This is a genomic window from Pseudomonas sp. AOB-7, assembly GCF_003696305.1.
In the GTDB taxonomy this organism is placed as follows: Bacteria; Pseudomonadota; Gammaproteobacteria; order Pseudomonadales; family Pseudomonadaceae; genus Aquipseudomonas.
In genome coordinates this window covers 118,805-144,523 of record NZ_RFFK01000001.1, presented here as the reverse complement: position 1 = coordinate 144,523, position 25,719 = coordinate 118,805, and the positions used below count along the sequence as shown (strand labels likewise).

Sequence of the window (25,719 nt, the reverse complement as noted above, 5' to 3'; positions counted from 1 at the left end):
TACGCACCGTGTCGTAGGGTGCGCTGTGCGCACCGGGCCAGGCGCAGATTCGCGGGTCGTCTCGGTGCGCGCGGCGCACCCTACGGGGCGGCGCCTGGAGCCCGGATGCAATCCGGGTAAATCCGCGCACGGGATCCCCGGATTGCATCCGGGTTATGAAGGCGATGGTGGCGGGTGGCACCCGCCCTACGGATCGACGAACAGGTCGGGCACCAGGCTGCCGCCAGCGGGATCGAAGCGATACTGCTCGAAGTCGCTGACGCCCCGTTCACGCAGGATGTCCTCGTCGATCAGCAGGCGCCCGGTGAGGCTGCGGCCTTCGCTACTCAGGATGGCGTGGGCGGCGTCGGCCATGATGGCCGGGGTGCGCGCGCGTTTGAAGGCGTCGCGGCTGCCCAGTTCGAACTCGATGGCGGCGGTGGCGATCATGGTCTTGGGCCACAGCGAGTTGACGCTGATGCCGTACTTCTTGAATTCCTCGTTCATGCCTAGGGTGAGCATGCTCATGCCGTACTTGGTGACGGTGTAGGGGCCGTGCTGGGCGAACCACTTGGCGTCGAGGTTGAGCGGTGGCGACAGGTTGAGGATATGTCCGCCGGGGCTCTTTTTCAGATAGGGCAGCGCTGCCTGGCTGCACACCATCACCGCGCGAGTGTTGATCTGGTACATCAGGTCGAAGCGCTTGGGTTCGAGCTTCTCCACGCCCACCAGCTTGATCGCCCCGGCGTTGTTGACCAGCGCGTCGATGCCGCCGAAGTGCTCGGCGGCGCGGGCCATGGCGGCGGCCACGGCCTGTTCGTCGCGCACGTCCAGTTGCAGGGCCAGGGCCTGGCCGCCAGCGGCCTCGACCTCGGCGGCGACGCTATGGATGGTGCCTGCCAGCTTCGGGTGTGGCTCGGCGCTCTTGGCCGCGATGACGATATTGGCGCCGTCGGCGGCGGCCTTGAGGGCGATCTCGCGGCCGATGCCACGGCTGGCGCCGGTGATGAACAGGGTCTTGCCGGAAAGTGACATGGGCGTTCCTCTTGTTGTTGTAGTCGTAGGGTGGATGGATGAAGCGCCATCCACCCTGCATCAGGCTTCTGCTGCTTCGATCTCCACCAGCAACTGGCGGTTCTTGACCTGGTCGCCCTGGCTCACGCCGACGCGGCGGACGATGCCGTCGACGCCGGCCTTGAGTGGGTGTTCCATCTTCATCGCTTCCAGTACCACCAGCAGTTGCCCCTTGCTCACGCTGGCGCCCTCGGCGATCAGTACGTCGACGATGGCGCCATCCATCGGGGCCTTCACCGCGCCGCTGCTGGCGGCGTTCTGGCCACCGGCCGGCTCGTGGGTGACGTCCTGTAGCTCCAGGTTGCCGTGTTCACCGTACAGCCACAGACGCTCGCCGTCGCTGTGATAGGCCTGGCGGCGGCGCACGCCGTCCAGTTCCAGGCTCAGCCAGCGGCCGTCGCTGGCCAGCAGGCGCAGAGACAGCTGCTCCTCGCCCCGACGCACGCACAGCTGCGCCTGCGGGCCGCTGGCGATCACGTCCAGTTCCACGGCGTGCTTGTGTTCGCCCTGCTTGAGGACGAAGCGCCAGGGTGCGCTGCCGGCGCTGCGCCAGCCGGCGAGGCCGGGCTGGTGCGCGCGGGCGTCGGCCGAGGCCTGGTAGAGCAGGGCGGCGGCCACGGCCAGCTCGGCCAGGCTGGCGGTGTGCGGCTGCAGGCTGGGATCGCCTGCGAAATGTTCGGCGATAAAGGCGGTGGTGGCGTTGCCGGCGGCGAACTCCGGGTGCTTGAGCAGGTTGGCGAGAAAGCGCTGGTTGCCGTTCACCCCCAGCAGCACGCAGTTCTCCACGGCGCGCAGCAGCTTGCGCCGCGCTTCGTCGCGGGTTTCGCCGTAGGCGATGACCTTGGCCAGCATCGGGTCGTAGAAGGGTGTTACGGCCTGGCCTTCGACCAGGCCGTGATCGATGCGCACGCCGCTCAGCAATTCCGGCTCCCAGCGCAGCACCTGGCCGGTTTGCGGCAGGAAGCCGGCGGCCGAATCCTCGGCGTACAGGCGTACTTCCATGGCATGGCCGGTGAGACGGATTTCATCCTGCTGCAGCGGCAGGGGCTGGCCCTCGGCCACGCGAATCTGCCAGGCCACCAGGTCCTGGCCGGTGATCAGCTCGGTGACCGGGTGCTCCACCTGCAGGCGGGTGTTCATTTCCAGGAAGAAGAATTCGCCGCTGGCACCGAGCAGGAATTCCACGGTGCCGGCGCCGACGTAGTTGACCGAGGCCGCCGCCTTCACCGCGGCCTCGCCCATGGCGCGGCGCAGCTCGGGTGTCATCACCGGGCAGGGCGCTTCCTCGACCACCTTCTGGTGGCGGCGCTGCACCGAGCAGTCGCGCTCGCCGAGGTAGAGGATATTGCCGTGCTGGTCGCCGAAGACCTGGATCTCCACATGGCGCGGGCGGATCACCGCGCGCTCGAGGATCAGCTCGCCGGAGCCGAAGGCATTCTGCGCTTCCGAGCGGGCGGTGCGGATCTGCCCCAGCAGTTCGGCGGATTCCTGCACCAGGCGCATGCCACGGCCGCCGCCACCGGCGCTGGCCTTGATCATCAGCGGGTAGCCGATGCGCTCGGCTTCGCTGGCCAGGGTCTCGTCGTCCTGGGCGGCGCCTTCGTAGCCGGGAATGCAGGGCACGCCGGCCTCCAGCATGGCGATCTTCGACAGGCGCTTGCTGCCCATCAGATGGATGGCGGAAGCGGTCGGGCCGATAAAGACGATGCCGGCCGCCTCGCAGGCGCGGGCAAAGTCGGCGTTCTCGGAGAGAAAGCCGTAGCCGGGGTGGATGGCGTCGGCGCCAGTCTTGCGCGCGGCCTCGATGATGGCGTCGATGCGCAGGTAGGACTGGCTGACCTGAGCCGGGCCGATGCACACGGCTTCGTCGGCGATCTGCACATGGCGGGCATCGCTATCGGCCTCGGAGTACACCGCCACGGTGCGGTAGCCGAGTTCGATGGCGGTGCGCATCACCCGGCAGGCGATCTCGCCACGGTTGGCGACCAGGATCTTGTTGAAGGCTGGCATCTTTGTGCTCCTGTGGGGCGATCCCCGGATTGCTGCCGGGCTGCGCTGTTCTTGCGTAGGGTGGATCGAGCTTTATCGATCCACCGTTTGGCGGGTCTGAATTGGTGGATGTGAAAAGCGACATCCACCCTAGGGTTTCACTCTGCCCACCTGGGCTTGCGTTTCTGCACGAAGGCCAGGGTGCCTTCGACGCCCTCGGCGCCGGTGACGGCCGCGGCGAACTGTTCGGCGGCGCGGTCGAGCAGCGGGCCGAGGGCCTCGCGCTCGCTGGCCAGCAGCAGAGCCTTGGTCTGGGCGTTGGCCTGGGGCGCGCACTGGCGGATCTGCGCCAGGGTTTCGTCCAGGCGCTGCTGCAGGGCGGCGTCATCGTGCTCGCAGTAGTGCACCAGGCCCAGGCGCAACGCCTCGGCGCCGTCGAAGCGGGCGGCGGTCAGGGCCAGGCGGCGCGCCTGGGTCAGGCCGATGCGCCGCACCACGAAGGGGGCGATCTGCGCCGGGAGGATGCCCAGGGTGGTTTCCGGCAGGCCGAACTTGGCGCCGCTCGCCGCGATGGCCACGTCGGACACGCAGGCCAGGCCGAAGCCGCCGCCGAGCACGGCGCCTTCCAGCACCGCCACCAGTACCTGCGGAGCGGCCTGGGCCTCTTCCAGCAGCGCACCGAAGGCGCGGTTCAGCTCGCGGTAGGCGTCGCCGCCGCGGGCTCGGGCGCCGGCCATGTCCTTGATATCGCCGCCGGCGCAGAAGTGGCCATCGGCACCGCGCAGCACGAGGGCGCGCACGCCGGCGTCGTGGCGCACGGCCTCCAGGGTGGCGCGCAGTTCGCCGACCATGGCCAGGCTCATGGCGTTGCGGCTGTCCGGGCGGTTGAGGGTGACGTAGAGCACGCCCTCGACCTGCTCCAGCAGCAGGGTCTGGCAATTCGGCAGTTCGGCCATGGTCGCCTCCTCAGCCCTTTTTCTTGCCGGGCAGGATGCCCATCAGCTTGCAGATGATGCCGAGCATGATTTCGTCGGCACCGCCGCCGATGCTGACCAGGCGCACGTCGCGGTAGGCGCGCGACACCGGGTTGTCCCACATGAAGCCCATGCCGCCCCAGTACTGCAGGCAGGCGTCGGACACCTCGCGGCCCAGGCGGCCGGCCTTGAGCTTGGCCATGGACGCCAGCTTGGTCACGTCGCGGCCCTTCACGTACTGTTCGGTGGCCTGGTAGACCAGTGCGCGCAGGCACTCGATCTCGGTCTGCAATTCGGCCATGCGGAAGTGGATGACCTGATTGTCGATCAGCGGTTGGCCGAAGGTGTGGCGCTGCTTGCAGTAGTCGATGGTGCTGTCGACGCAGTGCTCCAGGCCCTTGATCATGTTGGCCGCGCCGAACAGGCGCTCTTCCTGGAACTGCAGCATCTGCATCATAAAGCCGGCGCCTTCGGCCCCTATACGATAGCGCTGCGGCACGCGCACGTTGTCGAAGAACACCTGGGCGGTCTCCGAGCTGCGCATGCCGAGCTTGTCCAGGTGCGGGCTGACGCTGATGCCCGGGGTCTTCATCGGCACCATGATCAGCGATTTGTTGACGTGCGGCTTGTCGTCCGAGGTGTTGGCCAGCAGGCAGATAAAGTCGGCACTCGGAGAGTTGGTGATCCACATCTTGCTGCCGTTGATGATGTAGTCGTCGCCGTCCTTGCGCGCCGTGGTCTTCAGGCCCGCCACGTCGGAGCCGGCGCCGACTTCGGAGACGCCGATGCAGCCGACCATCTCGCCGCTGATGGCCGGGCGCAGGAACTCCTCGCGCAGTTCATCGGAGCCGAAGCGTGCCAGGGCCGGGGTGCACATGTCGGTCTGCACGCCGATGGACATGGGGATGCCGCCGCAATGGATGGTGCCGAACTCCTCGGCGGCGACGATGGAGTAGCTGTAGTCCAGGCCCATGCCACCGAATTTCTCCGGCTTGGAGATGCCCAGCAGGCCCAGCTCGCCGGCCTTCTTGAAGATGTCGTGGATGGGGAAGCGGCCTTCCTTCTCCCAGGCGTCGACGTGCGGATTGATTTCCTTGTCGACGAAGTTACGGACGGTGCGGCGGAGTTCTTCGTGTTCCTGGGTGAAGATCATTGTTGTTGTGCTCCGATGATGAGGGTCAGAAACGAGCGACGCCGAAACGATTGGATTTCAGGGGCCGCAGATTGGCTTCGGCGCAGATGTCCAGCAAGAAGCCCAGCAGCTTGCGCGTATCGCGCGGGTCGATCAGGCCGTCGTCCCACAGGCTGGCGGTGCCGTACAGCGCAGTGGACTGGCTGTCGAGTTTTTGCGCGGTCACGGTTTCCAGCATATCGAGCATTTTCGGATCGGCTTCCTTGCCTTCCTTGGCGTGTTTTTCCTCGGTGACGATGCGCAGCACCTTGCCAGCCTGGGCGCCGCCCATCACGGCGGTCTTGCTGTTGGGCCAGGCGAAGATAAAGCGCGGGTCCAGCCCCCTTCCGCACATGGCGTAGTTGCCGGCCCCATAGGAGCCGCCGACCACTATGGTCAGCTTGGGCACCGTGGCGTTGGCCACGGCCTGGATCATCTTCGAGCCGTGCTTGATCACGCCGTTCTGCTCGGATTCCGTGCCGACCATGAAACCGGTGGTGTTGTGAAAGAACAGGATCGGCGTGTTGCTCTGCTCGCACAGCTGGATAAATTGCGCCGCCTTGGCCGCGCCCTGTGGGGTGATCGGGCCGTTGTTGCCGATAAAGCCGCAGGCCTGGCCTTCGATCTGCAGGTGGCCGCAGACGGTCTGGCTGTCGAACTCGTTCTTGAAGTCGAGAAACGCCGAGCCGTCGGCGATACGCGCGATGATCTCGCGCACGTCGTAGGGCTTCTTGGCGTCCGCCGGGACGATGCCGAGCAGTTCCTCGGCCGAGTACAGCGGCTCGCGCCAGGTGCGTTTCTCACGAGCCGGCAGCTGCTGGTTCCACGGCAGCATGCCGACTATCTCGCGCGCCAGGCGCACGCCATCGGCATCGTTCTCGGCCAGGTACTCGGCGGTGCCGGCGACCTGGGCGTGCATCTCGGCGCCACCGAGTTGCTCGTCGGTGGCGATCTCGCCGGTGGCGGCCTTGAGCAATGGCGGGCCGGCGAGGAACATCTTGGCCTTGCCGCGCACCACCACCACGTAGTCGGACAGGCCGGGCTGGTAGGCCCCGCCGGCGGTACTGGAGCCGTGCACCACGGTGATCTGCGGCAGGCCCATGGCGGACATGCGCGCCTGGTTGGCGAAGCCACGTGCGCCCTCGACGAAGATGTCGGCGGCGTAGTTGAGGTTGGCGCCGCCGCTCTCGGCCAGGGTCACCACCGGCAGCTTGTTTTCGAAGGCGATCTGCTGCAGGCGCAGGGATTTTTTCAGGCCCGTGGGGGAGATGGTGCCGCCCTTGATCGCGCTGTTGTTGGCGATCACCAGGCAGCGTACACCGGCGATGTAGCCGATGCCGGCGATCAGGCCACCGCCGGCCTGGCTGCCGTCCTTGTCGTCGTGCAGCTTGTAGCCGGCCAGCGAGGCCAGTTCGAGAAAGGGCGCGCCGGCATCGAGCAGCAGGTTGAGGCGTTCGCGCGGCAGCAACTGGCCGCGCTTGTCGAACTTGGCCTTGGCCTCCTGTGCCTTGTCGAGCACCTTCTGCTCGACGTCGCGAAAGGCCGCGATGGCCGCCAGCATGGCCGCGCGGTTCTGCGCGAAGGCGTCGCCATGCACGTCGATTTCCGATTGGATCACGGGCATCGCCTTACTCCTGATCTTTCAGTACATCGGGCAGGTAGGCCCGGTGGAAACCGTTGTAGGGCTCGCTGTTTCTCGCCTTGCCCAGCGTCCAGGCACGGGTGCCCTGGCTGGCTGCACCGTCTATGCGGATGGTGTTGCCGCTGATGAAGTTGGCGCCCGGGCTGAGCAGAAAAACGATGGCCGACGCCACCTCGGACTCGCTGCCGATGCGCTGCAGCGGCACGTGATCCTTGAGGTTGCGGATCATGTTCTTCATCGACTCGGGGTAGGTGTCCATACCGCTGGAGGCGATCCAGCCCGGCGCCACGGCGTTGACCCGCACGCCGGCGTGGCCCCACTCGTAGGCGGCGGTCTTGGTGAAGTTCTCCATACCCGCCCGCGCCGCCCCCGAATGGCCCATGCCCGGCATGCCGCCCCACATGTCGGCGAGCATGTTGACGATGCTGCCGCCGGTCTTGCTCATGCTCTGCAGGAAGACTTCCTTGGCCACCAGAAAACCGCCCACCAGGTTGGTGCGCACCACGGTCTCGAAACCTTTCTGGTTGATGCCAATCAGCGGCGCAGGGAACTGGCCGCCGGCGTTGTTGACCAGGTGATGGATGCGTCCGAGCTGCGCAATCACCGCGCCGACCATGGCCTTCACCGCTTCTTCGTCACGGATGTCGCAGACCTGGAAGCTGGCGCTGCCGCCGTCTTCGATGATCTCGGCGCAGGTTTTCTCCAGTTTTTCCTGCTTGCGTCCGACCAGCACCACGTGGGCGCCGAGATGGGCCAGCTCGTGGGCCACGCAGCGACCGATACCGCTGCCACCGCCGGTAACCAGGATGGTCTGGCCTGCGAAAAGGCCAGGTTTGAATACGGAGTCGTAGCTCATCGTTCTGGTTGTCCTTGTTACAGGCTGTCGGCCAGTGCGCGCGGCACCGGTACCGGGAATTCCAGCAGCTGCTGGGCGAAGGCCTTGCCCTGCGGGTCGATACGCAGGCTGGCCACGCCGCCACCGCCCAGGGCATTTTCCAGCAGGAAGTTGAGGCTGTGGCTGCCCGGCAGGTGCCAGCGGCTGACCTTGCCGGCTTGCGGATCCAGGACATGGCCCATCCATTGCGCCACGGCTTCGGGCGTCAGCGCAGCGGCGATCCACGCCAGGTACTCGGGCTTTCTCGCCATCACACCGATATTGCTGTGGTTGCCCTTGTCGCCGGAGCGGGCCACGGCCAGTTGCACCAGCGGCACCGTGACGTCGGCGCTGCCTGTGGGGGCGGGCACGGCGACTTCGGCGGCGATGTGCTCCGGATCGAACAGCTCCACCCGGGGCAGGGCGACCGGGCTGCGCTGGCCGCCGATTTCCACCGCCAGCTCGCAGGCGCTCTTGTCCACCAGGAAGCTGAACAGGCGGATCACCGGGAAGACGGTGGGGCGGCCGCCGACTATGCCGGTCAGCCCCGGCGCCATGCCGGTGGCGGCCTGGGCGATCTCGCGGGAGAACAGCACCAGGGCCTCCTTCTTGGCGTGGCGCACGGCGATCTTCACCACCACCTCGCGGCAATCCCGGCGCCGACCGTGCGGGCCGTAGGTGGCCTCGCTACCCAGCAGCTCGATGCTGACTTCCTGATAGGCGCCCCAGCCGCGCTCGGCGAACAGCGCCTCGGTCTTGGCGATGATCGCCTGGCTGACCCGCTCGGCCTTGGCCACCGCGTCGATGCCGGCGAGCAGGCAGCTGGCGGTGCAGCGGAAACCGTCCGGGTGGGTGGCGCTGACCTTGTATTGCGCGGTCGGCGGCAGGCCGCGCGCGCCCTTGAGCTCGACGCGGTCGGCGCCGACCTGGGTCAGCTCGACGGCGGTGAAATCGCAGACCACGTCCGGCAGCAGATAGGCGCGCGGGTCGCCGATCTCGTAGAGCAGCTGCTCGCCAACGGTAAAAGGCGTGACCAGGCCGCCGGAACCCTCCGGCTTGGTCACGACGAAACGGCCATCGGCCTGCACCTCGACGATGGGAAAACCGATGTGTTCGTAGTCCGGCACCGCGCGCCAGTCGGTGAAGTTACCGCCGGTGCACTGCGCGCCGCATTCGATGATGTGCCCGGCCAGCGCGGCCTGGGCCAGCTTGTCGTAATCGCTCCAGGCCCAGCCGAACTCGTGCACCAGGGCGGCGCTGACCACGGCGCTGTCGACCACGCGGCCGGTGATGACGATGTCGGCGCCTTGCTCCAGCGCGGCGACTATGCCCGGCGCACCCAGGTAGGCGTTGACCGACACGCAGAAGGGCGGCAGCGGCGCGCCGCTGAACATCTCGCGGGTGCCGGCCTTGACCAGCTCGCCGAGTTTGGGCTGCAGGTTGTCGCCGTGCAGCACGGCGATCTTCAGCTTCACCCCGGCCTGCTCGCATGCCGCCTCGAGGGCCGCGGCGCAAGCCGTGGGGTTGACCCCGCCGGCGTTGCTGATCACGCGGATCTTCTTCTGCGCGATCTCGCCCAGCAGCGGCGCGAGCACCTCGACGAAGTCGCGGGCGTAGCCCTCGTCCGGCTTCTTCATGCGGGCGCCGGCCATGATCGACATGGTCACTTCGGCTAGGTAGTCGAACACCAGGTAATCCAGCTCGGCCCCCCGCACCAGCTGGGCGGCGGCGGTGCAGGTGTCGCCCCAGAAGGCGGAAGCGCAGCCGATGCGTAGGGTTTTGCTCATGGCGATGGCCCGTCACAGGTTGGGAAGCTGAAACCAACACTACCAAGCAAGCGCTTGGTTGAAAAGTCGGAAAAGAGGGCTTTCCCGCCAAAAGTGCGGCCAAGCGCTTGCTTGGTCAGGCGCGGGGGCATAAATTTCATCGCATATATTTCATTAAGTAAGACAAGCACTTGCCGGCGGCTTGCAGAATCCGTGAAAGCAACGGGCCGCCGCAGCGCAGCCAATACCAGGAGAAGTCAGCGTGGACGAACACAAGGCCCAGGCGGTGATGCAGGAGCTGGTCAGCGGTGGCCACGTCACCGACCCGGACAGCGCCCGGGGCAAGCTGCTGCAGATGGCCGCCCACCTGTTTCGCAGCAAGGGCTTCGAGCGCACCACGGTGCGCGACCTGGCCGGCGCGGTGGGCATCCAGTCGGGCAGCATCTTTCATCACTTCAAGAGCAAGGACGAGATCCTCAAGGCGGTGATGGAGGAAACCATCCTTTACAACACCGCCTTGATGCGCGCTGCGCTGGTCGAGGCGCAGGGCACCCGCGAGCGCCTGCTGGCGCTAATCCGCTGCGAGCTGCAGTCGATCATGGGCGGCACCGGCGAGGCCATGGCGGTGCTGGTGTACGAGTGGCGCTCGCTGTCGGACGAGGGCCAGGCGCAGGTGTTGGCGCTGCGCGATACCTACGAGCAGATCTGGCTGCAGGTGCTGGGCGAAGCCCGCGAGGCCGGTTACTTCCAGGGCGATCCCTTTATCCAGCGACGTTTCCTCACCGGCGCGCTGAGCTGGACCACCACCTGGTTCCGCCCGCAGGGGCCGATGAGCCTCGATCAATTGGCCGAGGAGGCCTTGTCGCTGGTGTGCAAGGAAGGATGAAAAAACTGGTCTAGGCTCTAGGGCAACTGCCGCTGCGTCGGCTTCGAACACGGGACGTTCGCCTGATTTCCGCTCTGTGTTCCGTGACGAGAGGTCGAGTTTGCGTGCGTTAGCTGTTTGCCTGTTTGCCTGCCTGTTGCTGCACGCCTTTGCTGCCGATGCCGCGCAGCAGGTGCGCGTCGGCGGCTATCACTTCCCGCCCTATCTGTTCAAACCCGAGGCGCCGCAGCCGCGCGGCCTGGTGCCGGAGCTGCTGCAGGCGCTGAACCGCCTGCAGGACGAGTATCGCTTCGTGCTGGTGCCGACCTCGGCCACGCGGCGTTACCGCGATCTGGAAAACGGGCGCTACGACCTGATCCTGTTCGAGTCCAGCCAGTGGGGCTGGCAGGACACGCCCCATCTCGGCCTGCCGCTGGATATCGAGGATGCCGAGGTCTACGTCGCCGCCGCTGCACCGGGGCGCGGCCAGGAGTACTTCGCCGATTTCGCCGGCAAGCGCATGGCCCTGTACAGCGGCTATCACTATGGCTTCGCCGGTTACAACGCCGACCAGGACTACCTTGGGCGCACCTTCAAGGCGGTGCTGACCTATTCCCACGACAGCAACCTGCGCCTGCTGCAACGGCAGCGTGCCGATGTCGCGGTGATCACCCGTTCCTATCTGCAGCTGTACCTGGAGCGCTATCCGGAGGCGGCGGCCGGCTTGCTGGTATCCGAGCGCTTCGACCAGGTCTACCGGCACCAGGTGCTGCTGCGCCCGGACGGCCCGCTGACGCCGCAGCAGATGGCGCAGCTGCTGGAAAGATTACAGGCCGATGGCGAATTGATGAGGCTATTGCGTCGTTACCACCTGACCCTCGGCGATAAAACCGCGCCGGACTGAAAACCCTCTGGTCGCTCGGGGCGCGACTGGAGTAGGCTGCCGTTTACTAGAAGAAGGATTTTTGGGGGAGTCGATATGCGGCGCTTGCGGCAGTGGATTGGCTTGGGCTTGGCTGCGACCGGTCTGCTGTTCGCCGGCATGCTGGCCGCCGCCGAGGTGGTGCACGTCGGCGGCGCGCATTTCCCGCCCTACGTGGTCAAGTCCAACCTGCAGGAGTCCAGCGGGCTGCTGCCGCAGTTGCTGGAGGCGCTCAACCGCGAGCAGAGCGACTACCACTTCGTCATGCTGCCGACCGCCATCGTCCGCCGCTTCAGCGACCTGCAGCGCGGGCGCATCGACATGGCCATCTTCGAGAATCCCGGTTGGGGTTGGCAGGGCATCGACTTCGAGGCGGTGGACATGGGCCTGGAAGACGCCGAGCTGTTCGTCGCCCGCGACGAGGAGCTGCGCGGCCAGGACTACTTCGACCAGCTGCAGGGCAAGCGCCTGGCGCTGTACCGCGGCTATCACTACGGCTTCGCCGACTTCAACAGCGACCCGGAGTTTCTCACCAAGACCTTCAACGCCAACCTCGGCCATTCCCACGACAGCAACCTGCTGATGGTGCTGCGCGGCCGCGCCGATATCGCCCTGGTGACCCGCTCCAACCTCTACGACTTCATCAAGCGCAACCGCGAGCACGCGCGGCAGTTGCTGATCTCCGAACGCATCGACCAGGTCTACCGCCACCATGCGCTGATCCGCCCCGGCGCGCCGCTCAGTGCCGCCCGTTTCGCCGAGCTGCTCGAGGCGTTGCGCGCCAAGGGCGAGCTGGCGCGAATCTTCTCGCCCTACCGCATCGCCGTCATGCCAGCCGCAGCGGATAGCTCAGCAGCAGGATATGCAGCAGATTGACCGCGCCGTGCAGGGCGATGGCCAGGCTCAGGCGCCCGCTGTAATGCAAGGCCAGGCCGTAGCCCAGGCCGGCGATGCCCGCCACCAGGGCGAACAGCGGGCTGAACGGCAGGTGCGCGGCGCCGAATAGCGCGGCCGTCAGCAGCAGCCCCGGCCAGGCGCCCAGACGCTGGATCAGCGCGCGCTGCAGCAGGCCGCGAAACAGCAGCTCCTCGGCCAGTACCGCCATCCCCAGGTTCACCGCCAGCCACAGCAGCAGGCCGTCCGGCCATTTCGGCTGCCAGCCCACCATTCCCAGCGCCAGGGCCAGCGTGGGCACCGCCAGCAGGGTGGCGAGACAGGCCCAGCCGGCGCGCGACCGGGAGAGCGTCGGCGCGCGGCGCTGGCCCAGCCACCAGGCCAGCAAGGTAGCGCCCAGCAGCAGCTTGTCCCAGGACAGGCGCAGGGCGTAGGGCGCGGCGTCCGTGCTGATCCGTCGCGGCTCCCACAGGGGCCAGGGGCTGAAGCCCGGCAGCAGGTGGGCGGCCAGGGCGATGCCGGCGACCAGCACCGCGCTCAGCCACAGCCAGCTGGGCAGCAGGCGTTCGCCGCCGAATACGAGGCCGACGAACAGCGCGCCAAGCAGCAGACCGACAGGCTCGATAAAACCCAGGGCATGACCGAGGGCCAGGGCGAAGGCGGGCAGCAGCAGGCGTAGATGCAGGGGCATGGCACTTCCTTGTGGTGGGGGGGCGCAGTCTATTCGGCCGCGGTTGTGGCGGTAAATCCGAAGTACTGCTGCAACAGGTCGGGATCGTCGAAGTGGGCACGGCCGATAAAGGCCGTGGCGTGGCGCCCCCATTGGCGCATGGCGCCCGCCGAGCGCACCCCGGACGGCCACAGCAGCCAGCGCTCCAGGCGCTCGCTGCCCGGCACCAGGCCGTGGCGGTCGTAGAGGCTGCGCCGGCCCTGCGGGTGCGGCAGGCTGCGCAGTTCGTCCAGCGCGGCGAAGCCGTAGGTCTGCGATGGCCGCGCGGGGCGTCGGCCGTCGACCCACAGTAGGCGGTGATCGCCGCCGCGCAGCCACAGACTCGGCGCCGTGCCGCCGGCGATATCCAGGCGTAGCGCACTGCGTGCCTCGGCTTGTGCCGGCTGGCGCAAGCGCAGCGGCGAGTCCGCCGGCAGGAAGAAGGCATGCCAGCAGCCGCAGGGGTGGATGCTGTCGTAGAGCAGGGCGCGGCCACGCTCGTCGAGAGTGACGCGCCAGATCAGGCCGTCCAGCTCGCCGGCGTAGAGATCCAGGGGATGCGCCGCGGGGCGCTGGGCGAACCAGAACTGGTAGATCAGCTGCAGGTGCCAGCGGCCGTTCAGCCGGCTCCAGCCGAGCTGGCGATAGAGCCGCGGCTCGATGTCGGCGAAACGGCGTCGGCCGTCGCCGGCGAATCCCGGGCTGCCGATGCGGTCGGCGCGGCTGCGCTGCTCGATCAGCAGCTGCGGCGCATGGCGGGCGAACAGCGCCTGGCGCTGCGCGGCGTCGGGCTGCGGCAGGCCGAGGGCATCGTGCGCCAGCGCTGCGACTGGCGGCGCGGTTCTGGCCGGCGGCTGGTAGTTCAGCCACTGGGGGCCGTCGGCGGGGGCGCGCGCGGCGGCGCTTTCGGCCTGCCAGGCGGTGATGGCGCGACGGTAGACGGGCGCCGCCAGCGGATAGAGGCCGAGCCATCTGGCCCAGGGACGATAGTCGTCCTCGACGCGGGCGGCCTGGCGCAGGCGCTCGAAGGCTGCGGCGTCGGTCAGCAGGCGGGCCTGCTGGCGCTGGCGGCAGGTCTCCAGTGCCGCGCTTGGCGCGCTGCCCAGCGTCGCCTGTTCCACGGCCTGGGCGTCGCGGTCGTTGGCGGCCAGCTGCGCCAGCCACAGGCGGCGCTGTTCGGCGCTGTGCGCCTGCTCGCCCAATGCGGCGGCGAGGCGGTCGCTGCGCAGGCCGGGAAACCCCGCAATCAGGCGGTAGCGGCTGTCGCGTGCGGCAGCGCTGGCGCTCTGCCAGGCGGCGAAGGCCTGGGAGCAGCCATCATCGGTCGTCGGCTGCGCCTGCCCGGCGCAGCCGGCGAGCAGGGCCAGCAGCGCCAGGCTAGCGCTCGCGCGCATCCTTGGCATCCTGCTCGGCGTTGCGCTCACGGATGCGTTTGAGCTGCTCCTCGCTCAGCGGCAGCTTCTTCGCCGTGTCGCGCAACAGCAGCAGGCTGCCGAGGATGGAGCCCAAGGCCAGGGCCAGGATAAGCCAGGCGTACCAGGGCATGGTGAGTTCCTCTGAAGTGGCGGGAACTCCACCTTAACCTGCCGCCGGCGCCTTGTCAGGCGCGCGGCAGCACCTGCAGCGTGCTGTCGTCCTTCAGCTGTACGCCACTCAGTCGCAGGCGCAGCGCCTGGCGCGTCAGGTAGTCGAGCTTGTGCGCCGCCAGGGCGTAGGGCAGGCCTTCGGGGCGCACGTTGGAGATGCAGTTGCGCGCGCTGTCCGGGCAGCCGATGCGCGGGGCGTGGGTCAGGTACAGGCCGAGGCTGTCCGGCGAGGACAGTCCCGGGCGTTCGCCGATCATGACGATCACCAGGCGCGCGCGCAGCGCCTCGCCGATGCCGTCGCCGATGGCCACGCGACCCTGCTCGGCGAGCACCACCGGGGTATTGGCCCAGTCGGTGGCGAAGCGTTCGCGAAAGGCCAGCAGCAGCGGCAGGGCGTGGCGCTGCACGGCGATGGCCGACAGGCCGTCGGCCAGGACAATGGCCAGCTCCGGCGCCGGCAGCTCGTGCTGCAGCTGCACGCGGCAGTCGTCGTGTAGGTGGCGGCCGTGATCCGGGCGCAGCAGGTAGCTCTGGCGGTCCTCGGCGTTGCTGCGCACCTTCAGCGTACGAAACCCGGCGCCGTGCAGCTGCTGCTTGAGTTCGGCGAAGTCCAGCGGGCGGTGCACGGCGTCGCGCGCCTGGGCGTGGGCCAGGCCGAACCTGAGCACCTCGGTGGTGGGCAGGCTGCAGCCGACGCGGCCGAGGGCGATACGCGCCGAGGTGTGGGCGCGCAGCTCGTCCCAGGGGTTGGCCTGGGCCAGCTCTACCTGGGCCAGCTCTATCCCGGCCTGGGCCGGCTCGGACTCGTTCATCAGGCGGCTCCGGAAATCTGCGGCAGTTGCTTGAGCAGGTGATGGCCGCGGCCGATCTCGCGCAGGCGGCCGCCGGGTTCGGTGATGGCCATGCGCGCCAGCCAGGCGTCGAACTCGGGGGCGCGTTTCAGGCCCAGCACCTTGCGCAGGTACAGGGCATCGTGGAACGAGGTGCTCTGGTAGTTGAGCATGATGTCGTCGGCGCCGGGGATGCCCATGATGAAGTTGATCCCGGCCGCGCCGAGCAGGGTCAGCAGGTTGTCCATATCGTCCTGGTCGGCCTCGGCGTGGTTGGTGTAGCACACGTCGCAGCCCATCGGCAGGCCCAGCAGCTTGGCGCAGAAGTGATCCTCCAGGCCGGCGCGGACGATCTGCTTGCCGTCGTAGAGGTATTCCGGGCCGATGAAGCCGACCACGCTGTTGACCAGCAACGGGCGGAATTCGCGGGCCACGGCGTAGGCGCGGGCCTCGCAGGTCTGCTGGTCGACGCCATGGTGGCCGCCGGCCGACAGCGCGCTGCCCTGGCCGGTCTCGAAGTACATGCAGTGGTCGCCGAGCGTGCCGCGACCCAGCGACAGCGCCGCCTCGTGCGCCTCGCGCAGAATCGCCAGGGACACACCGAAGCCGGCGTTGGCCGCCTCGCTGCCGGCGATGGACTGGAACACCAGGTCCACCGGCGCGCCGGCCTCGATGGCCTGGATCTGCGTGGTGACGTGGGTCAGCACGCAGCTCTGCATGGGGATGTCGAAGTGCTGGCGCACCTCGTCCAGCATCTGCCACAGGCGCATCAGGGTCGGCAGCGAATCGCTCGCCGGGTTGATGCCCACGCAGGCGTCGCCGGCGCCGTAGAGCAGGCCGTCGAGCAGGCTGGCGGCGATGCCGCGCACGTCGTCGGTGGGGTGATTGGGCTGCAGGCGCACGGCCAGATGACCGGGCAGGCCCAGGGTGTTGCGAAAGCGGGTGACCACCTGGCATTTCTTCGCCACCAGGATCAGGTCCTGGTTGCGCATCAGCTTGCTCACCGCGGCGACCATCTCCGGCGTCAGCCCCGGCGCCACGGCGGCCAGGCGCGCGCTGTCGGTGCGCTCCAGCAGCAGCCAGTCGCGCAGGTCGCCCACGCTCAGGTGGCTGATCGGGGCGAAGGCGGCGTCGTCGTGGCGGTCGAGGATCAGCCGGGTGACTTCGTCCGCTTCGTAGGGGATCAGCGCCTCGTCGAGAAAGCGTTTGAGCGGCACCTCGGCCAGGGCCAGCTTGGCCGCCATGCGCTCTTCATAGGTGGCGGCGGCGAGGCCGGCCAGGTAGTCGCCGGAGCGCGCCGGGCTGGCCTTGGCCAGCAGGGTCTTGAGGTCGGCGAAGCGATAGACCAGGCGGCCGACGGTGGTCTGGTAGGGCATGGCTGCAACCCGTGCGGAGAACGACGGGATTACCGTGCAGCGGCCGTGCCAGGCGTTGCGGCGCCGCGCCGGCTGGGCTGTGGCGCCGGGACGGGCGCCGGGCTGGTGCATTGGCGATGGCGGTGCACCGCTAGGGGGCCTGGCGGGCGCCGGCGCCTGCCTATACTTCAGGCATTCCCCGCCCAGCATGGAGGCCGCCATGAGCCATCCCGCCGTCGAATCCATCCGCTGCGTGGCGTTGGTGGGCCATGCACAGAGCGGCAAGACCAGCCTGGCCGAGGCCTTGTTGCAGGCCAGCGGCGCCATCGCAACGGCCGGCAGCGTGGAGCGTGGCGACAGCCAGTGCGACTTCGATCCCCTCGAGCGCGAGTACCGCCATTCGCTGGCGTCGGCGCTGGTGCATTTCTGCTACGGCGCGGCCGAGGTCAACCTGGTCGACACCCCCGGCTCTCCCGACTTCGTCGGCCAGGCCCTGCCGGCCCTGGCCGCGGTGGACACCGCGGTGGTGCTGGTCGATGCCCAGGCCGCAGTTGTCGAGCCCAGCACCCGGCGCATGATGGCCTGGGCGGCCGAGCGTGGCCTGTGCCGCATGCTGGTGGTGAACAAGATCGACGCCGAGCGGGTCGACCTGCCCGGCCTGCTGGCCGCCCTGCGTGAGGCCTTCGGCAAGGAGGTGCTGCCGCTCAACCTGCCGGCCGACGATGCCCGCCGGGTGGTGGACTGCTTCTTCAACCCCGAGGGGCAGGCCGACTTCTCCTCGGTGGCCGAGGCCCACCAGGCGCTGGTGGACCAGGTGGTCGAGGTGGATGAGGCGCTGATGGCGCGCTACCTGGAGCAGGGCGTGATCCGCCCGGAGGAACTGCACGCGCCCTTCGAGCAGGCCCTGCGCGAGGGCCACCTGATCCCGCTGTGTTTCGTCTCGGCGCGCAGCGGCGCCGGGGTGGTCGAGCTGCTCGAGGTGCTGGAGAAGCTGGCGCCCAACCCGCTGGAGGGCAATCCGCCGGTTTTTCTCGACGAGCGCGGCAAGGCCTTCGCCACGCTGGCCGAGCCCGATCGCCATGTGTTGGCCCAGGTGTTCAAGGTGGTGATGGATCCCTTCGTCGGCAAACTCGGCATCTTCCGCCTGTACCAGGGCACGCTGCGGCGCGATGCCCAGCTGTACGTCGGTGCGCTGCGCAAGGCGGTCAAGGTCGGTCACTTGCTGCGCCCGCAGGGCCGGCGTTACGAGGAGGTGGCGCAACTGCTGCCCGGCCAGTTCGGTGCCCTGGCCAAGGTGGAGGACCTGGAGTTCGGCGCGCTGTTGCACGACTCCCACGACGAGGATGCGCTGCAGTTCAAGCCGCTGCCCCTGCCGCAGCCGATGCAGGGGCTGGCCGTCGCGGCCAAGCGCCGCGGCGACGAGCAGCGCCTCGCCGAGGTGCTGGGGCGCCTGCTGGCCGAGGATCCCTGCCTGCGCCTGGACTACCACCAGGACACCCAGGAGACGGTGCTGCGCGGCATGGGCGAGTTGCACCTGCGCTACCTGCTCGATCGCATGGCCGGCACCTACAAGCTGGAAGTGGAGACCCGCCCGCCGCGCGTGCCCTACCGCGAGACCATCAGCCGCGCGGCCGAGGGCCACTACCGGCACAAGAAGCAGAGCGGCGGCGCCGGCCAGTTCGGCGAGGTGTACCTGCGCATCGAACCACTGCCGCGTGGCGCGGGCTTCGAGTTCGTCGACCAGATCAAGGGCGGGGTTATCCCCGGGCAGTTCATTCCCTCGGTGGAGAAGGGCGTGCGCTCGGTGCTGGCCGCCGGCCCCCTGGCCGGTTGCCCGCTGGAAGACGTGCGGGTCTGCGTCCACGATGGCAAGAGCCACCCGGTGGATTCCAAGGACGTGGCCTTCCAGGCCGCCGGCCGGCGGGCGATGCTCGAGGCCCTGCGGGCCGCCGGTGGCATAGTGCTGGAGCCGCTGGTCAACATCGAGGTGGTGGCGCCGCAGGGCCGCCTGGGCGACATCACCTCCGACCTGACCAGCCGCCGCGGCCAGGTGCTCGGCACCGACTCGCTGGGCCCGGACCAACTGCTGGTGCGCGGCCTGGTTCCGCTGGCCGAGCTGGAGGGCTATGCCGGACGGCTCAAGGCGATCACCGCCGGGCAGGGGAGCTACAGCCTGGCGCTCAGCCACTACGAGCAGGTACCGGTCGAGGTACAGCAGCGCCTGGCGCGTGAATACCGGGCAACGCCGGAAGAGGACTGAGTCCCTAGCCGCTCAGATGCAACCTGGGAGACTGTTGCCAAGCGCTGCGCTTGATCCGGGCCATGAGCACAATCCGCCAAGGCTCGGCAAGGGAGGATCAACAACGCGTCATCCAGCCTATGCCGGGGCGCCGCTCCGGCGGCCTGTGTTTGCGCTACAATGCGCGGCGTTTTTGACCTGCCGAGACCCGCCATGCCCGCCTGCCAGACCCCGATCATCGTCGCCCTCGACTTCCCCAGCCGTGACGCCGCCCTGGCCCTGGCCGACCGCCTCGACCCCGCGCTGTGCCGGGTCAAGGTGGGCAAGGAGCTGTTCACCCGCTGCGGCCCGCAGGTGGTCGAGGCGCTGCAGGCCAAGGGGTTCGAGCTGTTCCTCGACCTGAAATTCCACGACATCCCCAACACCACGGCGATGGCGGTCAAGGCCGCCGCGGAGCTGGGCGTGTGGATGGTCAACGTGCACTGCTCCGGCGGCCTGCGCATGATGGCCGCCTGCCGCGAGGAACTGGACAAGCTCAGCGGGCCCAAGCCGCTGCTGATCGGCGTCACCGTGCTGACCAGCATGGAGCAGCAGGACCTGGCCGGCATCGGCCTGGACCTGCCGCCGCAGCAGCAGGTGCTGCGTCTGGCCGGCCTGGCCGCCGAAGCCGGCCTCGACGGCCTGGTCTGCTCGGCGCAGGAAGCGCAGGCGCTGAAGGTCGCGCAACCGCGCCTGCAGCTGGTCACCCCGGGTATCCGCCCGGCCGGCAGCGCCGCCGACGACCAGAAACGCATCCTCACCCCGCGTCAGGCGCTGGACGCCGGCTCCGACTACCTGGTGATCGGCCGGCCGATCAGCCAGGCCGCCGATCCGGCGCAGGCGCTGGTTGCGGTGGTGGCCGAACTCGGCGCCTGATCTGGGCGCTGCATCCATCCGACTGATAAAGGCCCGCGGGCCTTTATCAGTTCCCTGCATGATCCTGCACTCCAAAGCCTGATAGTGCTGCTCGCCGCCCGGCGCGCTGGCTAGACTCGTCGCGACTTTCAATCGCTGCGAGGAAGCAGATATGAGCATGACCTTCTCCGGGCAGGTCGCCCTGGTCACCGGCGGCGCCGCCGGCATCGGCCGCGCCACTGCCCTGGCATTCGCCGCCGAGGGCCTCAAGGTGGTGGTTTCCGACGTCGACGCCGCGGGCGGCGAGGGCACCGTCGAGCTGATTCGTGCGGCCGGCGGCGAGGCGCGTTTCGTGCGCTGCGACGTGACCCGTGACGCCGAGGTCAAGGCGCTGATGGAAGCGGTGATCGCCGCCTACGGCCGCCTCGACTACGCCTTCAACAACGCCGGCATCGAGATCGAGAAGGGCAAGCTGGCCGAGGGCAGCGAGGCCGAGTTCGACGCCATCATGGGCGTCAACGTCAAGGGCGTGTGGCTGTGCATGAAGCACCAGATTCCGCTGCTGCTGGCCCAGGGCGGCGGCGCCATCGTCAACACCGCCTCGGTGGCCGGCCTCGGCGCGGCGCCGAAGATGAGCATCTACGCCGCCTCCAAGCATGCGGTGATCGGCCTGACCAAGTCGGCGGCGGTGGAGTACGCGAAGAAGAAAATCCGCGTCAACGCCGTGTGCCCGGCGGTGATCGACACCGACATGTTCCGCCGCGCCTACGAGGCCGACCCGAAGAAGGCCGAGTTCGTCGCCACCATGCACCCGGTCGGGCGCATCGGCAAGGTCGAGGAGATCGCCACCGCCGTGCTCTACCTGTGCTGCGACAACGCGGCCTTCACCACCGGCCATGCGTTGGCGGTGGATGGCGGCGCTACCGCAATCTGAGCCTCTAACTCGGCGTTTGGCGACGCCCCTGGGCTATCGTTGGCTCGCAGGGCCACTGCGTTGGGTGGCCCTGACTGCGCAAAATCCTGCCAGGTTCAACCGGAGCGATAACCCTGATGACCGCCGATCCCCTGCTGACGCTGTTTCTCCCCGCCGCCCTGGGCATCATCATGCTCGGTCTCGGCTTGTCGCTGAGCCTGGCGGACTTCGCCCGGGTGGCGAAATTCCCCAAACCCGTGCTGATCGGCCTGGCCTGCCAGCTGCTGCTGTTGCCGCTGGCCTGCTTCTTCCTGGCCAAGGCCTTCGGCCTGGCGCCGGCGCTGGCGGTGGGGCTGATGCTGCTGGCCGCCTCGCCGGGCGGCACCACGGCCAACCTCTACAGCCACCTGGCGCATGGCGACGTGGCGCTGAACATCACCCTGACCGCGGTCAACTCGGTGGTGGCGATCCTCACCATGCCGCTGATCGTCAACCTGTCGCTGGCCTATTTCATGACCGCCGAGCAGGCCATCCCGCTGCAGTTCGCCAAGGTGGTGCAGGTGTTCGCCATCGTCCTCGGTCCGGTGGCCATCGGCATGTGGCTGCGCAGCCGCTTCCCCGGTTTCGCCGAGCGCATGCAGAAACCGGTGAAGATCGTCTCGGCGCTGTTCCTGCTGCTGATCATCCTGCTGGCGGTGGCCAAGGACTGGCGCACCTTCGTCGACTACGCCCCGGCGGTGGGCGGCGCGGCGCTGGCCTTCAACCTGCTGAGCATGGCAGTGGGCTACTGTGTGCCGCGCCTGCTCAAGCTCAACCTGCGCCAGGCGATCGCCATCGCCATGGAGATCGGCATCCACAACGGCACCCTGGCCATCGCCCTGGCGCTCAGCCCGGCGCTGCTGAACAACCCGACCATGGCCATTCCGGCGGCCATCTACAGCCTGATCATGTTCATCACCGCGGCGCTGTTCGGCCTGTGGGTCAACCGCGTGCACGGCGCCGAGCTGACAGGGCCGGTGGCGCCGGGGGAGCGGGCGTAGTGCGTAGGGTGGATGGCGCTTCATCCATCCACCACGTCTGACGCCAAGGGTGGATGAAAAGAGCGTCATCCACCCTACGCGACCTCAACGCTTGCCGGCGTTGAGAATCGCCAGGGTCAGCAGGCCGGCGACTATGCCCCAGAACGCCGAGCCGACGCCGAGCAGGCTCATGCCCGAGGCGGTGACCAGGAAGGTGATCAGCGCCGCCTCGCGCTCGTTGGGCTCGCTCATGGCCTGGGTCAGGCCGCCGATGATCGAGGCGAACAGCGCCAGCGCGGCGATGGACAGGATCAGCGCCGCCGGCAGCGCGGCGAACAGCGCCGCCAGAGTGGCGCCGAAGATCCCGGCGATGCCGTAGAACACCCCGCACCAGACCGCCGCGGTGTAGCGCTTGCGCGGGTCCTCGTGGGCTTCCGGGCCGGCGCAGATCGCTGCGCTGATCGCCGCCATATGGATGCCGTGGCTGCCGAACGGCGCCATCAGGATCGACACCAGGCCGGTGCTGGTCAGCAGCGGCGAGGCCGGCACCTCGTAGCCGTTGGCGCGCAGCACGGCCATGCCCGGCAGGTTCTGCGAGGCCATGGCGACGATGAACAGCGGAATGCCGATGCTGATGGCGGCGGCCAGGGAGAAGCTCGGCGTGGTCCACTCTGGCGTAGCCAGCTGCAGCTGGAAGCCGCTGAAATCCAGCAGGCCGAAGACCCCGGCCAGCAGGCTGCCGACGATCAGCGCGGCGAGCACCGCGTAGCGCGGCCACAGGCGCTTGCCAAGCAGGTAGGCGAGCAGCATGGCGACCACCAGCAGCGGTTGCTGCTCGGCGGCCACGCAGATTTCCAGGCCGATCTTGAACAGCACGCCGGCCAGCAGGGCGGCGGCGATGGAGGCGGGGATACGCCGCATCAGGCGGTCGAAGGTGCCGGTCAGGCCGATCAGCACGATCAGCCCCGAAGCCAGGATATAGGCGCCGATGGCCTCGCCGTAGGACACCTGCGGCAGGCTGGTGATCAGCAGCGCCGCGCCGGGGGTGGACCAGGCGATCATCACCGGCGCGCGGTAGCGCAGCGACAGCACGATGCAGCACAGCGCCATGCCGATCGACAGCGCCCAGATCCACGAGGAAATCTGCCCGCTGCTCAGGCCGGCGGCCTGGCCGGCCTGGAACATCAGCACCAGCGAGCTGGTGTAGCCGGTGAGCATGGCGATGAAGCCAGCGACCACGGCCGAGGTGGAGGTGTCCGCCAGCGGGCGCAGGCGGGCGGGGGCGGCGTCTTGCATCAGAACAGTCCCGTGTCGACGAGTATGGGGTAGAGCGAGGCGACCAAGAGTAACGCCATGCCGATATTGAAGGCGCGCAGCGCACGCGGATTGTCCAGCCAGCTGCGCAGCAGGCTGCCGGCCACGGTCCACAGGCCGACGCTGGGGCAGTTGACCAGAGCGAACAGCGCGGCGATCAGCAACACGTTGCTGACGAAGCCGTCCTGCGGCGTGTAGGTGGTGATGGCGCCGATGGCCATGATCCAGGCCTTGGGGTTGACCCACTGGAAGGCCGCCGCCTGGAGGAAGGTGAAGGGCTTGGCCGCCGGCCGGGCGCTGCCCTGCGGCGCGCCGGCCTGGGCGATCTTCCAGGCCAGGTAGAGCAGATAGGCGGCGCCGACGTAGCGCAGCACCTGGTGCAGCACCGGCAGGCGTTCGAACAGCTGGCCCAGCCCCAGCCCCACCGAAGCCACCAGCAGCATGAAGCCCAGGCTGATGCCGAGCATGTGCGGGATGCTGCGGCGCACGCCGAAATTCACCCCGGAGGCGAGCAGCATCATGTTGTTGGGCCCAGGCGTGACCGAGGTGACGAAGGCGAAGGCGACGAAGGCGAGCAAGAGTTCGGCGGTCATGGGGGTTCTCCGGTGACAGGCCATCAGCCTATGGCGCCGCCGGGGCGGCGTCGCGGTACAGCCACCTGCGGGTTGAACCGTACAGTCTGGTCAAGCGCCGCGCGCCTGGTTAGCCTCGGGGTTTTCCCGGATCAGGACAGGCCCGATGCAACCGGACAACCCCTATAGCGCGCCGCAGGCGGACCTGCTCGACGCGACACGCACCCCCCGCCTGCAGGGCTGGAGCGCGCGCCAGCTGCAGGTGCTCGGCTGGCTGGCGCTGGTCTTGGTGCTGACCAACGCCCTGATGTTTGGCTTGCTGGTGGCCAGCGGCCTGCTGGAGGAGGGCGAGGCGCAGCTGCTGCTGGCCTACACCGACTGGCTGAACCTGGCGCTGGTGCTGCTCGGCTGCTACCTGCTGCTGCGGTTCAAGGCCTTCGCCGAGGCGCGTTTCGCCGCCAGGGGGCTGGGCGTGCCGATCTGGGCGCTGGTGGCGGTGACCCTGCTGCTGGAGGCGCTCGATGCTCTGTTCGGCGAGCGCCTGTTCGCCGCCCTGGATTGGCCGACCGCGAGCTATATCGGCGTGCTCTGCCTGATGGGCGCCTGCACCGCCTGGCTCGGCGTGCGCCTGCTCAAGGTCGACTACCCCTATCCGGCGCTGCGGGTGATGGCCTGGCTCGACCTGGTCGGCGGCCTGATGCTGGTCAGCGTGCTGCTGATGCTGGTGGCCGTGCTGCCGCTGCTCGGCGCCGGCGTGGCGTTGATGCTGGTGTTCTTCAAGGGCGCCGCCGAGCTGCAGGAGCCGGCGGCGCACTAGCAGGCCGTTGAAAACGTAGGCGAGGCAGCCAGCGCAAGGAAAAAACAGGCGAAAAAGCGGAGTTTACGAGCTGTAAATGAGCATTTTGAGCCTGTTTTTAACGCCGCGATGGCAACGCAGGTAGTTTCTCAACAGCCTGCTAGCAGGTTGCCAGGCCTTCGCCGGCTAGGGCTGGGCCAGCTGCGACTGGCTCAGCTGGTGCTCCTCGCCGGCGTAGTAGGCGCGCACCCTGGGGTCCATCACCGCGCGCCACAGCGGTGGAATCAGCGCCAGGACGATCATCCCGGCATAACCGTTGGGCAGTTGCGGGCTGTCGTCGAAGTGGCGCAGCACCTGGTAGCGACGCTTGGCGTAGGCGTGGTGGTCGGAATGGCGCTGCAGGTGGAAGAGGAACAGGTTGGTCAGCAGGAAGTTGCTGTTCCACGAGTGGTGCGGGTTGGTGCGCTCGTAGCGGCCGTTGTCCAGTTTGCGCCGGTGCAGGCCGTAGTGCTCGACGTAGTTGACTACCTCCAGCAGGGTGAAGGCCATGACCGCCTGGCCGAGGAAGAACAGCGCGCCGAGCCAGCCCAGGGTCAGGGCGAAGCCGAGCAGGAACAGGGCGCTGATGGCGTACCACCAGATCAGCTCGTTGCGCCAGTGCAGGGCCGGCAGGCCGCGACGTTTGAGGCGCTCGGCCTCCAGCTTCCAGGCGTTGAGGAAGTTGTGCTTGTAGGCGTGCGGCAGGAAGGCGTACAGGCTCTGGCCGAAGCGCGAGGAGGAGGCGTCCTCGGGGGTGGAGACGTGCACGTGATGGCCGCGTACGTGCTCCACCTTGAAGCCGGCGTAGCACACCGCGGCCAGCAACAGGCCGCCGGCGCGTTGTTCCAGCTGCGGATCCTTGTGGATCAGCTCGTGCGCCACGGTGATGCCGATGGCGCCCATCACCGTGCCTACCGACAGCACCCAGCCGAGCTGGCCGAGCCAGCTCCAGGCCTGGTAGTTGACGAACACCCAGCCGCTCCAGAGCAGCATGGCCAGCAGCAGCGGTACCGTGGCCAGGCTCAGCAGGCGGTAGTAGCCCTGGGCTTCCAGGGCCGGCACCTCGCTGCTTTCCTCCGGGTTGGCCGGGTCGCGGCCGACCACGAAATCCAGCAGCGGAATCACCCCGAACACCACGGTGATCACCAGCCAGGCCCAGGCGTCGGCGTGGGCGCTGCCCAGCGACCAGTAGTAGCTGAGCGGAATGCCGAGCACCGGCACCAGCCAGATCCAGTAGCCGACCTTCTTCAGGGCGATCATCCAGGGGGAGGGCAGGCGTTCGAACATGGGCGGCTCCGGCTTG

General features: G+C 68.3%; 23 protein-coding genes. 8 read left to right on the top strand and 15 right to left on the bottom strand.

Features of this window, described 5'->3' with window-relative positions:
* Positions 1–186: 186 nt before the first annotated feature.
* The 7 genes from EA796_RS00665 to EA796_RS00635 all read right to left on the bottom strand — a co-directional run bounded on the left by EA796_RS00665 (position 187) and on the right by EA796_RS00635 (position 9,490).
* Positions 187–1,014 carry an NAD(P)-dependent oxidoreductase gene (locus EA796_RS00665; RefSeq protein ID WP_122107130.1) on the bottom strand — a complete coding sequence of 276 codons (828 nt, stop codon included), beginning with the start codon at positions 1,012–1,014 and terminating at the stop codon, positions 187–189.
* Positions 1,015–1,074: 60 nt separating this feature from the next.
* Positions 1,075–3,063, bottom strand: coding sequence for an acetyl/propionyl/methylcrotonyl-CoA carboxylase subunit alpha (locus tag EA796_RS00660; RefSeq protein WP_122107129.1), 1,989 nt, complete (start codon positions 3,061–3,063; stop codon positions 1,075–1,077).
* A 137-nt stretch (positions 3,064–3,200) separates the two neighbouring features.
* A complete protein-coding gene (gene atuE / locus EA796_RS00655) occupies positions 3,201–3,998 on the bottom strand; it encodes an isohexenylglutaconyl-CoA hydratase (protein ID WP_122107128.1) in 798 nt (265 codons plus the stop codon).
* 10 nt (positions 3,999–4,008) lie between these two features.
* The gene (gene atuD / locus EA796_RS00650) at positions 4,009–5,169 is read right to left on the bottom strand and encodes a citronellyl-CoA dehydrogenase (RefSeq protein ID WP_122107127.1); all 1,161 of its coding nucleotides are present in this window, start codon (positions 5,167–5,169) and stop codon (positions 4,009–4,011) included.
* Positions 5,170–5,194: 25 nt separating this feature from the next.
* Positions 5,195–6,811, bottom strand: coding sequence for a geranyl-CoA carboxylase subunit beta (gene atuC / locus EA796_RS00645; protein ID WP_122107126.1), 1,617 nt, complete (start codon positions 6,809–6,811; stop codon positions 5,195–5,197).
* 4 nt (positions 6,812–6,815) lie between these two features.
* Positions 6,816–7,685, bottom strand: a complete 870-nt coding sequence (locus EA796_RS00640) for an SDR family oxidoreductase (protein ID WP_122107125.1) — start codon at positions 7,683–7,685, stop codon at positions 6,816–6,818.
* Positions 7,686–7,702: 17 nt separating this feature from the next.
* The gene (locus tag EA796_RS00635; RefSeq protein ID WP_122107124.1) at positions 7,703–9,490 is read right to left on the bottom strand and encodes an acyclic terpene utilization AtuA family protein; all 1,788 of its coding nucleotides are present in this window, start codon (positions 9,488–9,490) and stop codon (positions 7,703–7,705) included.
* Positions 9,491–9,731: 241 nt separating this feature from the next.
* Between EA796_RS00635 and EA796_RS00630 the strand changes: the two genes are divergently transcribed.
* The 3 genes from EA796_RS00630 (at position 9,732) to EA796_RS00620 (ending at position 12,132) form a co-directional block, all read left to right on the top strand.
* Complete coding sequence (locus EA796_RS00630; protein WP_122107123.1) at positions 9,732–10,355, top strand: TetR/AcrR family transcriptional regulator; 624 nt, start codon at positions 9,732–9,734, stop codon at positions 10,353–10,355.
* A gap of 100 nt (positions 10,356–10,455) precedes the next feature.
* Entirely contained in the window at positions 10,456–11,238 is a 783-nt protein-coding gene (locus tag EA796_RS00625) for an ABC transporter substrate-binding protein (protein WP_122107122.1), read from the top strand.
* 138 nt (positions 11,239–11,376) lie between these two features.
* Positions 11,377–12,132: an ABC transporter substrate-binding protein gene (locus EA796_RS00620; RefSeq protein ID WP_256217983.1), complete on the top strand. Its 756-nt coding sequence runs from the start codon at positions 11,377–11,379 to the stop codon at positions 12,130–12,132.
* Here EA796_RS00620 and EA796_RS00615 read toward each other — a convergent pair.
* The 5 genes from EA796_RS00615 to EA796_RS00595 are packed head-to-tail and all read right to left on the bottom strand — an operon-like array spanning position 12,083 to position 16,651.
* Positions 12,083–12,841, bottom strand: coding sequence for a CPBP family intramembrane glutamic endopeptidase (locus tag EA796_RS00615; protein ID WP_122107121.1), 759 nt, complete (start codon positions 12,839–12,841; stop codon positions 12,083–12,085). The two genes, EA796_RS00620 and EA796_RS00615, sit on opposite strands and share 50 nt — an antisense overlap.
* 29 nt (positions 12,842–12,870) lie before the next feature.
* Positions 12,871–14,253: a hypothetical protein gene (locus tag EA796_RS00610; RefSeq protein ID WP_122107120.1), complete on the bottom strand. Its 1,383-nt coding sequence runs from the start codon at positions 14,251–14,253 to the stop codon at positions 12,871–12,873.
* A complete protein-coding gene (locus tag EA796_RS00605) occupies positions 14,237–14,404 on the bottom strand; it encodes a DUF2897 family protein (protein WP_021444814.1) in 168 nt (55 codons plus the stop codon). The genes EA796_RS00610 and EA796_RS00605 overlap by 17 nt, the downstream gene beginning before the upstream one ends.
* Before the next feature lie 55 nt (positions 14,405–14,459).
* A complete protein-coding gene (gene eutC / locus EA796_RS00600) occupies positions 14,460–15,257 on the bottom strand; it encodes an ethanolamine ammonia-lyase subunit EutC (RefSeq protein WP_122107119.1) in 798 nt (265 codons plus the stop codon).
* A complete protein-coding gene (locus tag EA796_RS00595; RefSeq protein WP_122107118.1) occupies positions 15,257–16,651 on the bottom strand; it encodes an ethanolamine ammonia-lyase subunit EutB in 1,395 nt (464 codons plus the stop codon). The genes eutC and EA796_RS00595 overlap by 1 nt, the downstream gene beginning before the upstream one ends.
* A 199-nt stretch (positions 16,652–16,850) precedes the next feature.
* Here EA796_RS00595 and fusA point away from each other — a divergent pair, with 199 nt between their 5' ends.
* The 4 genes from fusA to EA796_RS00575 all read left to right on the top strand — a co-directional run bounded on the left by fusA (position 16,851) and on the right by EA796_RS00575 (position 21,716).
* On the top strand, positions 16,851–18,890 hold the full coding sequence (gene fusA / locus EA796_RS00590) for an elongation factor G (protein ID WP_122107117.1): 2,040 nt from the start codon (positions 16,851–16,853) through the stop codon (positions 18,888–18,890).
* Between the two features lie 192 nt (positions 18,891–19,082).
* Positions 19,083–19,784, top strand: coding sequence for an orotidine-5'-phosphate decarboxylase (pyrF, locus tag EA796_RS00585; RefSeq protein WP_021442191.1), 702 nt, complete (start codon positions 19,083–19,085; stop codon positions 19,782–19,784).
* 151 nt (positions 19,785–19,935) lie between these two features.
* Positions 19,936–20,697, top strand: a complete 762-nt coding sequence (locus EA796_RS00580) for an SDR family oxidoreductase (RefSeq protein ID WP_122107116.1) — start codon at positions 19,936–19,938, stop codon at positions 20,695–20,697.
* A gap of 116 nt (positions 20,698–20,813) precedes the next feature.
* Positions 20,814–21,716, top strand: a complete 903-nt coding sequence (locus EA796_RS00575) for a bile acid:sodium symporter family protein (protein WP_021442189.1) — start codon at positions 20,814–20,816, stop codon at positions 21,714–21,716.
* Positions 21,717–21,800: 84 nt separating this feature from the next.
* Here the strand turns inward: EA796_RS00575 and EA796_RS00570 are convergent, their stop codons facing one another.
* Both EA796_RS00570 and EA796_RS00565 read right to left on the bottom strand, forming a co-directional pair.
* Entirely contained in the window at positions 21,801–22,991 is a 1,191-nt protein-coding gene (locus tag EA796_RS00570) for a benzoate/H(+) symporter BenE family transporter (RefSeq protein ID WP_122107115.1), read from the bottom strand.
* Entirely contained in the window at positions 22,991–23,602 is a 612-nt protein-coding gene (locus EA796_RS00565) for a LysE family translocator (protein ID WP_122107114.1), read from the bottom strand. Before EA796_RS00565 ends, EA796_RS00570 begins: the two co-directional genes overlap by 1 nt.
* Positions 23,603–23,747: 145 nt before the next feature.
* Here EA796_RS00565 and EA796_RS00560 point away from each other — a divergent pair, with 145 nt between their 5' ends.
* Positions 23,748–24,398: a hypothetical protein gene (locus tag EA796_RS00560; RefSeq protein ID WP_122107113.1), complete on the top strand. Its 651-nt coding sequence runs from the start codon at positions 23,748–23,750 to the stop codon at positions 24,396–24,398.
* A gap of 165 nt (positions 24,399–24,563) precedes the next feature.
* Here the strand turns inward: EA796_RS00560 and EA796_RS00555 are convergent, their stop codons facing one another.
* Positions 24,564–25,703, bottom strand: coding sequence for an alkane 1-monooxygenase (locus EA796_RS00555; protein ID WP_122107112.1), 1,140 nt, complete (start codon positions 25,701–25,703; stop codon positions 24,564–24,566).
* Between the last annotated feature and the right edge of the window lie 16 nt (positions 25,704–25,719).

What these genes read in the sequence shown, in the direction of transcription:
- EA796_RS00615 (WP_122107121.1), bottom strand. Translation starts at nt 12,841, where the DNA reads ATGCCCCTGCATCTACGCCTGCTGCTGCCCGCCTTCGCCCTGGCCCTC.
- EA796_RS00635 (WP_122107124.1), bottom strand. Translation starts at nt 9,490, where the DNA reads ATGAGCAAAACCCTACGCATCGGCTGCGCTTCCGCCTTCTGGGGCGAC.
- EA796_RS00555 (WP_122107112.1), bottom strand. Translation starts at nt 25,703, where the DNA reads ATGTTCGAACGCCTGCCCTCCCCCTGGATGATCGCCCTGAAGAAGGTC.
- fusA (WP_122107117.1), top strand. Translation starts at nt 16,851, where the DNA reads ATGAGCCATCCCGCCGTCGAATCCATCCGCTGCGTGGCGTTGGTGGGC.
- atuE (WP_122107128.1), bottom strand. Translation starts at nt 3,998, where the DNA reads ATGGCCGAACTGCCGAATTGCCAGACCCTGCTGCTGGAGCAGGTCGAG.
- EA796_RS00580 (WP_122107116.1), top strand. Translation starts at nt 19,936, where the DNA reads ATGAGCATGACCTTCTCCGGGCAGGTCGCCCTGGTCACCGGCGGCGCC.
- EA796_RS00575 (WP_021442189.1), top strand. Translation starts at nt 20,814, where the DNA reads ATGACCGCCGATCCCCTGCTGACGCTGTTTCTCCCCGCCGCCCTGGGC.
- eutC (WP_122107119.1), bottom strand. Translation starts at nt 15,257, where the DNA reads ATGAACGAGTCCGAGCCGGCCCAGGCCGGGATAGAGCTGGCCCAGGTA.
- atuC (WP_122107126.1), bottom strand. Translation starts at nt 6,811, where the DNA reads ATGCCCGTGATCCAATCGGAAATCGACGTGCATGGCGACGCCTTCGCG.
- pyrF (WP_021442191.1), top strand. Translation starts at nt 19,083, where the DNA reads ATGCCCGCCTGCCAGACCCCGATCATCGTCGCCCTCGACTTCCCCAGC.
- EA796_RS00665 (WP_122107130.1), bottom strand. Translation starts at nt 1,014, where the DNA reads ATGTCACTTTCCGGCAAGACCCTGTTCATCACCGGCGCCAGCCGTGGC.
- EA796_RS00570 (WP_122107115.1), bottom strand. Translation starts at nt 22,991, where the DNA reads ATGCAAGACGCCGCCCCCGCCCGCCTGCGCCCGCTGGCGGACACCTCC.
- EA796_RS00640 (WP_122107125.1), bottom strand. Translation starts at nt 7,685, where the DNA reads ATGAGCTACGACTCCGTATTCAAACCTGGCCTTTTCGCAGGCCAGACC.
- EA796_RS00595 (WP_122107118.1), bottom strand. Translation starts at nt 16,651, where the DNA reads ATGCCCTACCAGACCACCGTCGGCCGCCTGGTCTATCGCTTCGCCGAC.
- EA796_RS00605 (WP_021444814.1), bottom strand. Translation starts at nt 14,404, where the DNA reads ATGCCCTGGTACGCCTGGCTTATCCTGGCCCTGGCCTTGGGCTCCATC.
- EA796_RS00660 (WP_122107129.1), bottom strand. Translation starts at nt 3,063, where the DNA reads ATGCCAGCCTTCAACAAGATCCTGGTCGCCAACCGTGGCGAGATCGCC.
- EA796_RS00610 (WP_122107120.1), bottom strand. Translation starts at nt 14,253, where the DNA reads ATGCGCGCGAGCGCTAGCCTGGCGCTGCTGGCCCTGCTCGCCGGCTGC.
- EA796_RS00620 (WP_256217983.1), top strand. Translation starts at nt 11,377, where the DNA reads ATGCTGGCCGCCGCCGAGGTGGTGCACGTCGGCGGCGCGCATTTCCCG.
- EA796_RS00560 (WP_122107113.1), top strand. Translation starts at nt 23,748, where the DNA reads ATGCAACCGGACAACCCCTATAGCGCGCCGCAGGCGGACCTGCTCGAC.
- EA796_RS00565 (WP_122107114.1), bottom strand. Translation starts at nt 23,602, where the DNA reads ATGACCGCCGAACTCTTGCTCGCCTTCGTCGCCTTCGCCTTCGTCACC.
- atuD (WP_122107127.1), bottom strand. Translation starts at nt 5,169, where the DNA reads ATGATCTTCACCCAGGAACACGAAGAACTCCGCCGCACCGTCCGTAAC.